Below are 12,909 nucleotides of genomic sequence, written 5' to 3' on the forward strand. Positions count from 1 at the left end.
GCGGTGTGTGTCACGATTTCCGCCGGAGAGACGCTTTCGATGGAAAATATGATAGTTTACACACAGTAAAGCAATACTTTTTTGTGCAACAGTTGGCATGTATATGTATATGTCAGCGTGGGGTAAACAGGGGGAAACAGACCGTGGTGTGTCGCACGTCCTCGGAGTCGTGCTACTTGCCAGCGTGGTGGTGATCGGCGCGTTTCTGATCGTTCAGGTGGGTCAACAGACGCTTGGGGACGTGAACAACGAGGCGAACGTCGAGATCGCTGAAGAAGTGATGCTGTCCGTCGACAACAGCTTCCAGCGATCGGAGACGGACGAATCGGTCGTCGTTCCGAACCGGGTCCGGTCGGATGTCGGTGTACGGGCGAACGCGACGTACAATCTGACCCTGAACGGGTCGCCGTCGTGTTCTACCGGGAACCGCTCTCTCCACACGATCGAGTACCAGCGAGACGGCAAGCGAGTCGGCTACGAGGGGGGCGGCGTGTGGCGACAGACGGAGTCCGGAGCGACGATGTCCGCGCCGCCGGCGGTGACCTACGACAACGGGTCGCTGTCGCTCTCGTTCGCAAACATCTCCGGCCGACATATCGGCGGTGAGTCGGTGACGGTCCGATCGAACGCGACGAACAAGCGGTCCCACGAGGCCGCACTGAAGATGGCGATGTTCACGGACGCGACCTACGAGCAGGCGCGGAGCGGTGCAGTCACGTCGCCGTCGCAGTCGTGTGTCCCGTCCCACATCCAGAATGCGACCTTGACCGTAGGCAACAGTACGTACGCACGCGCGTGGGCAGACTGGGCGCGCGACACGTACGACGAGAAGTACGTCACCGTGACGCCGAAGGCCGTCGAACCCGGCGACACGGTTCGGATCCGATTCGCGCTCGGCGACGTCTCGGATTCCCGGTACGAAGTCGAGAATCTCTCCGTGACTCCCAACGACGCGGGCCCCGGCGCGAACGTCTCGGCGACCGTGACGAACGTCGGTGGCCTGCGCGACACGCAGAACGTGACGCTGGCTCACAATCGGTCAGGGTCGTCGTCGGTGAACCGATCCGTCACGCTCGGTGGCGGTGACACGGTCGATGTCAACGCAACGTTGCCGGTGACCGTCAACGCTCCGCACAATTTCAGCGTCTCGACGAGCGCCGACGCGGAGAACGTAACGGTCGTCTACACGTCGCCGGGCGGGTCGCCGAACCTTGCGATCACCGACAACACGATGCCGGCGAGCGCGCGGCTGAATCAGGTCCCGTCGGCGTCGGTGACGGTGAACAACACCGGCGCGATGACGGCGACCCAGCGAGTCGAATTCCTCGTCAACGGGTCGCTGAACGCGACGCGGTCCGTGACCGTCCACCCGAACGACAACCGGACACTCGACTTCGGGCCGTCGCTTCCGACGGGCGAGAACGGGACGTACAACCTCACCGTGGTGACGAACGACAGCAGTTACATCCAGCACAGCGACGACGGGCACTACTTCGTGGTCGGACGAGTGGGGGTATTCGAGATAACGTCCGTTGCGCCGCCGGGCGGCCTCCAGAGCGGCGACACGGCGACGGTCGACGCGACGATCGAGAACACCGGTGACATCCGGAAGGCGTCGCCGGTTGAGGTCCGCATCGAGAACGCTTCGACTGGAACCGTGATCGCGACCCAGACGACGACGCTGGACCTCGACGGCACGCAGAGCGGGGCCGAGTCCGGGACGGTCTCGGTCACGAGCGGTCCGATAACCGTCTCGTCGCCGACACACTACCGCTACGTCGTCGAGACGCCCGACCGGACGGAGTCGGGGTCGTTCGTCGTCGGCGCGTCACCGCCGCCGCTGTTCGAGATCACGGCGGCCGACGTGAAGAACCCGGTTCGGCCGGGCAATCAGACGACGACCACTTTCACCGTCAGGAACACCGGTGGGACAGAAGGCGAGCAGACGCTCCGCATCGAGCGCAACGGAACGACCGTGATCTCGGAGACCGAAGAGTTAGATCCGGGCGAGAGCGTCACGCTGAACCGGACGGTCACCGCGCCTGACGAGCCTGGGAAGTATCCACTGACGTTCTCGACGGCGAACCGGTCGCGGCGGCTGACGATGAACGTCCAGCCGGAGTCGCTGATCGAGGGGAACGGCTCGACGATCACCATCGAGCAGTCGGTCAACGCGTCCGTCGCGCTCAAGGGCGCTGACCTCGAGGGGTTCTGGCAATCGCGTATCATTCACGCGCCCGTACAGATGTCGCTCTACGTCCGCGACGAGTCCGGGACGGAGACGATCGGCCTCTGGCGTGACTACGAAAACGGCGATGTCAACGGGCCCCACGCCGAACAGCGACTCGTCTCCAGCGACCACGAGAACCCGTACACGTACTCCGCCTCGTTCGAGCCCGGGACGGAGATCTCCGTCTTCGCACAATCCTACTACTGCTCGGGACACCGTGAGACCGACCCGACCATCTGGCTCGCGGGCTACGAGACCATGTACTGCGACGACTGGGGCGGCGAGCGAATCGAGGTCAGCCAGACCCAGAACAGCGAGAATCTGGTGATCCTCGGCGACGGCGAGGCGCTCCCGGCGTTCGAACAGGCTCAGTGGTATCAGCGCGACATTCAGGACACGCTCGGGAGCCGCGTCGACGACACGGGGCACCTCCGCCTGGCCGACGGCGAGCGAGCGTTCCTGTACGAGCTCTCGACACCGAACGCCGACCCGGAGGACGCGAGTCGCGAGGGCGACCCCGACTACAACGACGCCGTAGTGCTGTTCACGGTCAACGCCATCGAGAGAGACGTTCGAACGGGGCCGAAGTACCGGATCATCGACGTTGATGCGCCGGCACGCGTCGACGAGACCACCGACGCCGTGGTGACGGCCGAGGTCAAGAACGTCGGCGGCCAGGACGGGACGGCGACGGTCGAAACCACGTTCGACGGATCGGAAGCCGGAAGCGAATCGATCGAAATCGAGGCTAACGAGACCGAAGAGGTCACGTTCGAACTCGACACCGACAGCAAGATCCCCGAAAACTCGTACGGGTACAACGTGACCGTGGCCGGATCCGACGAGCGATGGAGCGGGAACGTCTACGTCGGCGAACTGGACGAACAGTTCATGCAGGTCGACTCGGTCCGGGTCCCCGGTGCGATCGACAGCGACGACACCGCGGCCGCGACCGTCAACGTCACCAACGTCGGCGACGAGGCGGGGACCGACACGGTCGTCCTGAAGGCGAAAAACGACGACGATGGCAGCCCGTCGTTCACCACGGTCGACTCGGTGACGATGTCGACGATCCTTGCACCCGGCGACACGCGCCAGTTCACGCTCGACCTGCCGACCGACCGCGGGAACTACACCGTCCGCGCCGAGACGTCGAACTCCACCTCGCCCGGCCAGTCGTTCTTCGTCGGCCGCTCGGACGTCGCGGTGGCCGACACCCAGTCGATCAACATCGGCGCGCAGACCTACAACACCTCGGAGTTAATCGAGCGTCGCGGGGGCGCCAGTCGGATGACCGTCGAGGTCGTCAACAGGGGCACGATCGGCGACGAGCGAACCGTGAACCTCACGGTCAAGAACGAGAGTGACGGCGAGACGGTGTTCGCGGCGTCGAAAAACGTCACCGCCGGAAGCGGCGACCTGACCGGGGTGTCCGAGTATCCGGCGTGGGCGGGCTACGACGTCGGCCTCGATCCGGGGTACTACACCTACGAGGTGACGGTGTACAACGAGACGACCGGCGAGCCGGTCGACGACGCGGCGTCCGGTGAATTGTTCCTCAAGGAACTCGACGAGACGGGGGCATCCGGCGACAACGCTCCCATCTCGGTCGACTCGGACTCGGTGACGCTGGGCGAGTAATCGCTCCACTCTCTTCTTCCCCGAGGGCGCTCCTTTCTTGGCTGAGACTCCCCTCTCTTCGAGGACGCGACACCGCTCGCGTGTCCGTCAGTGCACGAGCGGGTGAGAGACGGCGCTGTCGCTGGGCGGTCGAGCGCAAAGAAAGACTGATTCGATAGACCGGTGACTTAGCCGAAGAGTTCGCCGAGGCCCTCGCCGCTGGCCTCGTCGTCCTCGTCATCGTCGTCGTCGCCGTCGTCGTCGGCTTCCGCTTCCTCGGCCTCGTCGGCCTCGTCGGCCTCGTCGTCGGCGTCGCCCTCGGCGGGCGCGGCCGCGCCACCGCTGGCGGGAACGGGAGCCGCGGCGGCCTGCTCGACGGCCTCCTCGATGTCGACGTCCTCGAGGGCGGCGACGAGGGCCTTGACGCGGGACTCCTCGACGTCGACGCCGGCGGCTTCGAGCACGTCGGTCAGGTTGTCTTCGTTGATCTCTTCGTCAGCTTCGTTCAGGATGAGTGCGGCGTATACGTATTCCATTGGTATCTGTGTGAGTTGTTAGAACATCGCTCCGAGCGCGTCGCCGGCGTCTTCGTCGTCATCGTCGTCGTCGGCCTCGTCGTCGTCGGCCGCCGACTCGTCGGCGTCGTCCTCGGATGCGGTGTCGTCGTCTTGTTCGTCAGTCGATTCCTCTGTCGCGGCCGCGGTCTCGACGCCCTGGAGCTCCTCGGGGAGCGCCTCGTCGTCGTCGATTTCGGCGGCCAGTGCACGCAGCTGCGCGTCGGCTTTGCTCACGAGGTCGGGGACGACCTCGGGGTCTTCGATAGCGGCCTGGAGCGCGAGGCTCTTGGCGTCGCCACGGGCCGACTGCAGCATCGTCTTGACGGTCGTCGCGGTCGGGTACTCGGCGTTGACCGAGAGGTTGAACGCCCGACCGGCGGCCGCCTTGATGTCGCGCTCGTACTCGTCGATGTCGAGTTCGAGCTCCTCGGGTTCGAACAGGACGCCGTCGGCGAAGACGGCGCGGAGGTCGAGCCCGACCTCCTTCGGTTCGATACCCAGTTCGCTGAGGACGTTCGAGAGGTCCTGTGAGACCTCCTCGCCAGCGTCCAGCACGACGGAGTCCGAGAGCACCTGAATGGACCCCTCCTGGATGCGTGCGTCCGCGCCGACGCTCTGGAGTTCACCGACGAACGGACCGGGGTCGACGCCCGTGTCGCCTTCCGGGATGACGATCTCGTTCGGGGCCACCTCGCCGGCGCTGATGGGGGCCGGCGTCTTGGAGGCCTCGAGCTCCTGGAACAGCGAGAACGGGTTGTCGTTCGTGCCGATGAGGCCGACCTGCCCGGTGACGAAGCCGTTGAGGTCTTCCAGACCGTCGTCGACTTCGTCGAGCGCGCGCTTCAGGAGCGTGTTCCGGGAGACGCGAAGCTCCGCGGTGCCGTGCAGGTCACGGCGCATGTCCTGGAGCTGTCGCGAGGGGATGCCGGCGATGTTGACGACGCCGACGCTCTCGTAGGACTCGATCATCTCGACGATCGAGTCGACCTCTTCCTGTTTCCACTCGGGGATGGTCTCGGTCTTGCGTTCGGACTCGGCGCTCATATCACGCCACCTCCATGGCCGGGCCCATCGTCGTCTTGACGTAGACGGTGTCGATGTTCAGCGGGCCCTTCTCGAGGTCCGCGTGCAGCCGGCGGAGGATGACGTCGATGTTGTCCGCGATGTCCTCGGCGGACATGTCCTCTGCGCCGACCCGCGTGTGGAACGTTCGTCGTTCCCCGCTGCGGAGCTGCACGGTGTTTTTCATGCGTTCGATGACCTCGACGACGTCGTCGTCGGGGTCGAGCGGTTCCGGCATCTTCCCGCGGGGACCGAGGACGGTCCCGAGGTACCGACCGATGTCCTGCATCATGTCCTTCTCCGCGATGAAGAAGTCAGTGGAGTCGGCCAGGTCCTTGGCGGCGTCGTCGTCGCCACCGAGTTCCTCGAGTTCGTCCTCGTCGAGTACGTCGTCTGCGACTTCCTCGGCACGAAGGGCGGTTTCGCCCTCGGCGAAGACCACAATGGTGGTCTCCTGACCGGTGCCAGCAGGAAGCACGACGGACTCGTCGACACGGTTCGACGGGTCGTTAAGATCTAAGTCGCGCAGGTTCACTGCGAGGTCCACCGTTTCGCGGAAGTTCCGCTCGGGTGCGTCCTCGAGTGCGCGCGAGACTGCGTTCTCTATTTCCTGATCTGCCATTGTTCACCTCCGTAGTGCGCCGTATGGCTTCTACGGGTCAGTGAAACAGGCGGATGCCTGTCTCGTCCGGCACAACGCTAATGCGACACTTAAACCCGTCGAACCAGCCCCAGGGCGTCTCACGACCGTGTTTCCGCGTCTCAGGGGCAGTCACAAAACGATGAGATTCCGGCGGGCCACAGCCGTGACTCGCCGGTCGGGCCGCGAAAAACTCGCGCTGCTGACGGTCGCGTTCGAAGCGGCTCGGACTACGCCGAGGCTTCGGCGGCGAACTCGTCGTCGTACTCGCCGGCGTCGATGCGCTCTTTGAACTCGCGGGGGTTCTCGCCCTCGATGGTGACGCCCAGCGAGGTGCAGGTGCCGACGACTTCCTTCGCGGCGTTTTTCAGGTCGTAGGCGAGCAGGTCGGGGTGCTTCTGCTCGGCGATCTGCTTGACCTGTTCGACCGTGAGGTCGGCGACGAAGTTCTCCTGGGGTTCGCCGCTTCCGGTCTCGAAGCCGGCCTCGTCCTTGATGAGCTCGGCCGTCGGCGGGACACCGACGTCGATGCTGAACGAGCCGTCGTCGTCGTAGTCGACAGTGACCGGGACCTCGGTGCCGTCGAACGCGGCCGTCTGGTCGTTGATCTCCTGTACGACTGCCTGCACGTCCACGGGTGTCGGGCCGAGTTCCGGACCGAGCGGCGGACCGGGGTTGGCCTGTCCACCGGGAACGAGGACTTCGATAGTTCCAGCCATGTATGGGCAAATCGCCGCGGCGGTTTAAAGGATTGCGTTTCGCAGACGGCTGCGTGAGGGGCACACACGCTCGAACTCCGAGCAGTGAGGGCTGTGGTAGGGCTCGGGCCGCGTCAGGCGACGGTGACGCCGTTCATCGCGAGGAAGTCACTCGCGTCCTTGATTTCGATCGGAGATCCGATGACGCGGACGCGGTCGCCTTCGCGGTGCACCGTCACGGTGAACTGCCGCTCCAGTTCCTCGCGGACCCCCTCCAGCGCCCCGGCTGGCAGGAGGATCTGCGTACTGTCGCGGAACCTGTCGGCGGCACCCATTGTCGACACGTGACGGAGGATACCCTATAGGTGTGTCGAATTATGTGAGTGTCGGCAATCGTTTCCGGTCGACAGCTCACCGTCCGGACGGACCGCATCCCGTCCGGGGAGGAAAGCCTTATTCGGCACGGGCGGCCGACATACACCTAATGGGGCTCGAAGAGGAGATACAGGAACTCGAAGAAGAAATCGCCAACACGCCCTACAACAAGTCGACAGAGGCGCATATCGGTCGGCTGAAGTCCAAGCTCGCTGAAAAAAAGGAGAAGCTCGAACAGCAGGCCTCCTCCGGCGGCGGCGGTGGCTACGGCGTCGAGAAGCACGGCGACGCGACCGTCGCCCTCGTCGGGTTCCCGAGCGTCGGCAAGTCGACGCTGCTCAACGCGCTGACCAACGCCGAGTCCGAAACGGGGGCCTACGAGTTCACCACGCTCGACGTGTATCCCGGGATGCTCAAGCACAAAGGGGCGAACATCCAGATCCTCGACGTGCCCGGGCTCATCGAGGGCGCGGCCGGCGGCCGCGGCGGCGGCAAAGAAGTCCTCTCGGTCGTCCGGACTGCAGACCTCATCGTCTTCCTCGTCTCCGTCTTCGAAATCGACCAGTACGACCGGCTCCGGAAGGAACTGTACGAGAACAAGATCCGACTCGACCAGGAACCGCCGTGGGTGAACATCCGCAAGAAAGGAAAAGACGGGATTTCCGTCAACACGGCCTCCGACGTGTCGCTCGACGAGGAGACGATCAAGGCGGTCCTGCGCGAACACGGTTACGTCAACGCCGACGTGACCGTCGGTGCGGACGTCGACATCGACCAACTGGTCGACGGCGTGATGGACAACCGCGTGTACCTCCCTTCGCTCGTCGCCGTCAACAAAGCCGACCTCATCGAACCGGACTACCTCCCGACGGTCGAGAGCGAACTGGAAGAGCGCGATATCGACCCCGACGAGGCCATCTTCATCAGCGCCGAGGAGGAGAAGGGGCTGGACAGCCTCACCGAGCGGATCTGGGATGAACTCGGCCTCATCCGCATCTACATGGACAAGCCGGGCCGGGGCGTCGACTACGAGGAACCGCTGATCCTCCGCGAGGGCGACACCGTCGACGACGCCTGCGAGAAGCTCGGCGGAAGCTTCGACGAGCGGTTTCGCTTCGCACGCGTCACCGGCCCGAGCGCCAAGCACGACGAACAGCAGGTGGGACGGGACCACGAACTCGCCGACGAGGACGTGCTCCGGATCGTCGCGAACCGCTGAGCGCATGTCGACGGATTTCCCGTCGCACGCACGTGCGGAAAGAACAGCTACTATCTCCGGCCGTCTCCGACTCCGCGTATGAACCACGCGCCACGCCGCCGTCTCGGTGCCGTCGTCGTCGCGGGCCTCGTCCCGTGGACGGTACTGCTGGTCGGACGCGACCTGACGCTGGTGTTCTCGTTCGGGCTCGTCAACACGGACCCGCTCGCGCTCGTCACCGTTTACGACTACTTCGTCCGGTTCACCGAGGGCCTGCCACGCTTCCTCGAAGCCTGGGGGACCGGCGTCCTGCTGTATCTGCTCGGTCTGACGAGCGCCGTCGCCGGAGTCGTCTGGCGCGAGGACCGCCGCCTCACCGCCTTCGCGCTCACGGCCGCCGGGCTCTCGCAGGTCACCGTCGCGCTGGGTTTCAACAGACGGCTCGGTTCCGTGGCAGTCCCAGTGGGGACGGTCGTCCTGTTGGCGGTGGTGTGGTGGTACTACTGGCCCGCACTCCGCGACGGCGGGACGGCCGACTGATACGCACGCCGAAGCCGGTCGCTTCCGCCTGTGGCGGTACCCTTTTCGCTCGCTCGCCCGATAGTGCGTCGTATGTTGTCGCTCGATCATACAATGATGCGCGTCGAGGATCTCGACGCCTCGCTCGACTGGTACCAGACACACTTCGACTACGAGGAGAAGGGACGCTGGGAGGCTGATACGTTCACGAACGTCTTCCTCGGTCCGGCGGACGCCCACGACGAGGGCGCGCTCCTCGAACTCACGTACAACCACGACGGCCGGTCCTACACGATGGGTGATGCTTGGGGGCACATCGCCGTCCGGACCGACGACGTGTACGACGCCTACGATGAGCTGATGGAGGCGGGCGTCGAGGACTACCGTGACCCCGACTCCTGTGGCGGCTCCTACGCCTTCGTCACTGACCCCGACGGCCACGAGATCGAGATCGTCGAGCGAGACCACGGCGCGAAGTGGTCGCTCGACCACACGATGATCCGCGTCGAAGACGCCGAACGAGCCATCGGCTGGTACGCTCGCAAACTCGACTACGAGCTGTTCCGCCGCTCGGAACACGACGACTTCGCGCTGTACTTCCTCAAGCCGGCGGACGCGCCCGACGAGGCGATGTCCGTCGAGCTCACGTACAACTACGACGGCCGATCGTACGAACTCGGCGACGCGTGGGGGCACCTCGCCGTCCGGACCGACGATCTCCACGACACTTGGGAGACACTGATGGACCGCCACGCGGAGGACTACCGCGATCCCGAGAGCTGCGACGACCGCTACGCGTTCACCAAGGACCCCGACGGGCGCGAGATCGAGATCGTCACCAACTAGGGCTGTCACACTCCGTCCCGCGGCGGCCGCCGCACTACCTGTCACTGCGGTTGTAGAATGACGTGGGTCCACTTCTGCCGAGAACCAGTCGGTTCCGTACCTAAACCCCCGCTGTCAGACGGGTGAATGACACGCGTCTGAAAAGAGCCACAAAGCCCTTATGTGGGAGTTTCACCGGCGCTATTGCCAATTCTTCGGCATGCAATATAGTGTCATACACTCGTCGTGACCACAAAACATTTATAATTGACAGCAGTGGTTTTGATTGTACCCCTACCCATGGCGCCAGAAGTGAGTACACCGGTCCGGTCTATGCGCGCTCGCGGTGACTGCGTTCCGACCACGTGGAAAACTGCTGGTGTCGCCCGATAGCAACACAACACAAACTATGACAGGAACTAACGACAAACTCCGCAGCCTGTTCCTCACGGCGCTGATGGTGTTTTCGGTATTCGCCGGCACCGTCGCGTTCTCCGGTGGCGCAGCCGCCGCCGCAAACGTGGGTATCAATCAGGCAACGGAGTATACCGCCAATGGCGGTACCAACACGATCGAAGTGGCGCTGAACGATAGTACCGACACCGCTGTCACCAGCGGTGACGTCGATATCTTCATCGACGGCAACCAGAACCCGAGCGGCTACTCGACGAACATCGACCCCGATAGCGACGGATCCGACGCGACGAACGGTCGGATCGCCATCGGCATCGGGGAAGACGTCCAGCCGAACCGGAACCTGACGGTCCGGGTCGACGTGACCAACGGTGGTCAGACGTCCACGCTCGTCGCGAAGGACATCGACGTGACCTCGCGAACGTTCACGCCATCTGGCTCCGACCGCTCGTACACGAACGTGTACCGCGGTGAGGTCATCGCCATCGAGGACCCCGACGCGACGAACAACCCCAGCGTCGAGATCGAAGAGGACGGCGGGTCCATCGTCGCTGACGACAGCTACAGCGACAACAGCGAGGTCTACGTCTTCAATACGGACGACCTCGACACCGGCCAGAACTACAACATCACGGTCGACGGCTCCGACGAGGCCGGCTTCCGTGTCAGCGACCTCAACCTGGACGTCGAGATGGACGACAACGACGTCACCGACGAGGACGACATCATCGCTAACGCGACGATCCGCCGCGGTGGCCAGCCGGCCAACGCGACGCTGTTCTCCGACGACGGTGAGAAGGTCGATTCCATCGTCAAGAACCTCAAGGGTAACGACGTTACCCAGTTCAACTTCGGTAACATCAGCGACGCCGACGGCTTCGACGCCAACGACGGTCCGTACTACGTCAACGTGACGGACAACCAGACCGGCGTCACGGCGACGTCCGAGCAGATCAACGTCTCCGAAGCCCAGGACGGAGAAGTGAGCTTCGAGGACAGCGTCGTCTCCGACGAACGTGGTGACGTGGTCAACATCACGTACGAACTCTCGAACACCGACGACGGCTTCATCGTTATCGGTGACGAGGACGACGACAACTACGCAATCTCCGGCCAGATCACTGACGACGACGACGACGGCGAAGTCACCGTCCAGTTCAACAGCTACCTGGCTGGCACGTCCGCTAACGTCGGCGGTATCAACGCGAACGACGTCCTCTCCGTCGCCGGCGACGACGACATCGAGAACGTCAACGAGTACGGAGACTTCGAGCGAGCGACGCTCGACGAGGAGACGCTCGACGCGTCCAGCTACAACATGAACGCGACCGCGGGTACCAGCTCGGACGACAATCCCGACTCCGTCGGGACGCTCCGACTCGAGGAGCGCTCGACCGAGAGCCTCCGTAGCTGGGTCGCCCCGCAGGACGCCGACCTCGAGGACGAGGACATCGACATCTACGACCGCGTCGGCGCGAACCTGACGCAGGCCAACGACATCGCCGACGGCGACATCGTCGTCCACCAGATCGTCGCCTCCGGTGTCGAAGGTCCGCTCGCCTACGAGGAAGACGTCAACGGTTCGTCCGACGTCACGCAGGCGTTCCTCCGCTCGACCGGCGGTGACGCCGGCGAGAACGACGTATTCAACCTCACGGTCAACCGCACGAACGTGGGCGCGAACGCTGACGAGGACCCGATCGTCCTCACCTCGAACAACGTGACCGTCGTCGACGACCCCGACAACAACACGTACTTCGTCGCCGTCGAACTGGACAACGTCAACCAGTACGAGAGCGGCACTGTGGTCCGCGAGGACGACGAAGACGACCAGATCACCGCTAACTTCACGGTGTCCAAGGACACCGGTCTGAGCGATGACAGCGAAGGCGTCGAAGACGACTACACGATCACGGACCGTGACGCGTCCCTCAACACGGCCAACGGTCTCGTGACCGTCCAGGCCGCCGCGGATCAGCCCGTCTCGGGCACGACGACGATCGCGCCCGGCTCGGAGATCGAGGTCCGCCTCGACTCCGAGAGCGATGCGAATCCGTTCATCACCCGCCCCGAGGCGACCGTCTCGCCGAACGGGACGTTCACCGCCATGGCGGACATGAGCGACTACTCCGCCGGAACGAACTTCACGGCGCAGGTGCTCGACGTCGACGGTGACGAACTCGGCGACGAGGAGGACGGACGGATCACGTCCGCACCGACCGCGACGGTGAGCATCAGCGACCAGGAATCCGACGGTAGCGAAGTCGTCGTCGACAGCGCGCAGCTGTCCCAGGGCGGCTTCATCGCGATCCACGCCGGGAACGCCACTGGCGACGTGATCGGGAACTCCGAGTACCTCGAGGCAGGCAGCCACGAGGACATCACGGTGACCCTCGACACGCCCCAGGACGGCGACTTCACGGCCGTCGCGATGCCGCACCTCGACACCAACGACAACCAGGCCTACGACTTCGACGGCGGTTCGACGGACGGTCCGTACACGTCCAACGGCTCCGCCGTAGTCGAGTCCGCGAACGTCACTGTCACTGGTGGCGAGACGCCGACTGAAGGCCCGACGCCGACCGACGAGCCGACGCCGACCGAAGGCCCGACTGCAGAGCCGACCACGATGGCAGGTACCGACGAGCCGACTGACGAGACCGGTACGACGGCCTCCGAAGGTCCCGGCTTCACGGCCGCCATCGCGCTCATCGCGCTCGTCGCCGCGGCGCTCCTGGCTGTCCGACGCGACAACTAACTGGAAGCGCTCC

General features: G+C 64.4%; 10 protein-coding genes. 5 read left to right on the forward strand and 5 right to left on the reverse strand.

Features of this window, described 5'->3' with window-relative positions; translation table 11 throughout:
- Window positions 1-148 precede the first annotated feature (148 nt).
- Entirely contained in the window at window positions 149-3,871 is a 3,723-nt protein-coding gene (locus GM656_RS07435; RefSeq protein ID WP_338401348.1) for a DUF7289 family protein, read from the forward strand.
- A 167-nt stretch (window positions 3,872-4,038) separates the two neighbouring features.
- On the opposite strand, the gene rpl12p is transcribed toward GM656_RS07435, so the two are convergent.
- From rpl12p to GM656_RS07460, 5 genes are all read right to left on the reverse strand, one after another.
- The gene (rpl12p, locus tag GM656_RS07440; RefSeq protein ID WP_162413030.1) at window positions 4,039-4,386 is read right to left on the reverse strand and encodes a 50S ribosomal protein P1; all 348 of its coding nucleotides are present in this window, start codon (window positions 4,384-4,386) and stop codon (window positions 4,039-4,041) included.
- A gap of 18 nt (window positions 4,387-4,404) precedes the next feature.
- A complete protein-coding gene (locus GM656_RS07445) occupies window positions 4,405-5,451 on the reverse strand; it encodes a 50S ribosomal protein L10 (RefSeq protein WP_162413031.1) in 1,047 nt (348 codons plus the stop codon).
- A gap of 1 nt (window position 5,452) precedes the next feature.
- On the reverse strand, window positions 5,453-6,091 hold the full coding sequence (locus GM656_RS07450) for a 50S ribosomal protein L1 (RefSeq protein ID WP_162413032.1): 639 nt from the start codon (window positions 6,089-6,091) through the stop codon (window positions 5,453-5,455).
- A gap of 248 nt (window positions 6,092-6,339) precedes the next feature.
- On the reverse strand, window positions 6,340-6,828 hold the full coding sequence (locus GM656_RS07455) for a 50S ribosomal protein L11 (RefSeq protein ID WP_162413033.1): 489 nt from the start codon (window positions 6,826-6,828) through the stop codon (window positions 6,340-6,342).
- A 113-nt stretch (window positions 6,829-6,941) separates the two neighbouring features.
- Entirely contained in the window at window positions 6,942-7,142 is a 201-nt protein-coding gene (locus tag GM656_RS07460) for a VNG_1110C family protein (protein ID WP_162413034.1), read from the reverse strand.
- Window positions 7,143-7,291: 149 nt separating this feature from the next.
- On the opposite strand from GM656_RS07460, the gene GM656_RS07465 reads away from it, so the two are divergent.
- From GM656_RS07465 to GM656_RS07480, 4 genes are all read left to right on the forward strand, one after another.
- On the forward strand, window positions 7,292-8,401 hold the full coding sequence (locus tag GM656_RS07465) for an OBG GTPase family GTP-binding protein (protein WP_162413035.1): 1,110 nt from the start codon (window positions 7,292-7,294) through the stop codon (window positions 8,399-8,401).
- A 78-nt stretch (window positions 8,402-8,479) separates the two neighbouring features.
- On the forward strand, window positions 8,480-8,920 hold the full coding sequence (locus GM656_RS07470; protein ID WP_162413036.1) for a TIGR04206 family protein: 441 nt from the start codon (window positions 8,480-8,482) through the stop codon (window positions 8,918-8,920).
- A 72-nt stretch (window positions 8,921-8,992) separates the two neighbouring features.
- Window positions 8,993-9,745, forward strand: a complete 753-nt coding sequence (locus GM656_RS07475) for a VOC family protein (protein WP_162413037.1) — start codon at window positions 8,993-8,995, stop codon at window positions 9,743-9,745.
- Window positions 9,746-10,133: 388 nt separating this feature from the next.
- The gene (locus GM656_RS07480; protein WP_162413038.1) at window positions 10,134-12,896 is read left to right on the forward strand and encodes a DUF7282 domain-containing protein; all 2,763 of its coding nucleotides are present in this window, start codon (window positions 10,134-10,136) and stop codon (window positions 12,894-12,896) included.
- The last annotated feature ends 13 nt before the right edge of the window (window positions 12,897-12,909 follow it).

Source organism: Haloarcula salina (assembly GCF_010119195.1).
Taxonomy (GTDB): Archaea; Halobacteriota; Halobacteria; order Halobacteriales; family Haloarculaceae; genus Haloarcula; species Haloarcula salina.

Excerpts from the sequence above, each read along its gene's own strand:
- rpl12p (WP_162413030.1), bottom strand. The coding sequence starts at position 4,386 with ATGGAATACGTATACGCCGCACTCATCCTGAACGAAGCTGACGAAGAG.
- GM656_RS07445 (WP_162413031.1), bottom strand. The coding sequence starts at position 5,451 with ATGAGCGCCGAGTCCGAACGCAAGACCGAGACCATCCCCGAGTGGAAA.
- GM656_RS07450 (WP_162413032.1), bottom strand. The coding sequence starts at position 6,091 with ATGGCAGATCAGGAAATAGAGAACGCAGTCTCGCGCGCACTCGAGGAC.
- GM656_RS07455 (WP_162413033.1), bottom strand. The coding sequence starts at position 6,828 with ATGGCTGGAACTATCGAAGTCCTCGTTCCCGGTGGACAGGCCAACCCC.
- GM656_RS07460 (WP_162413034.1), bottom strand. The coding sequence starts at position 7,142 with ATGGGTGCCGCCGACAGGTTCCGCGACAGTACGCAGATCCTCCTGCCA.
- GM656_RS07465 (WP_162413035.1), top strand. The coding sequence starts at position 7,292 with ATGGGGCTCGAAGAGGAGATACAGGAACTCGAAGAAGAAATCGCCAAC.
- GM656_RS07470 (WP_162413036.1), top strand. The coding sequence starts at position 8,480 with ATGAACCACGCGCCACGCCGCCGTCTCGGTGCCGTCGTCGTCGCGGGC.
- GM656_RS07475 (WP_162413037.1), top strand. The coding sequence starts at position 8,993 with ATGTTGTCGCTCGATCATACAATGATGCGCGTCGAGGATCTCGACGCC.
- GM656_RS07480 (WP_162413038.1), top strand. The coding sequence starts at position 10,134 with ATGACAGGAACTAACGACAAACTCCGCAGCCTGTTCCTCACGGCGCTG.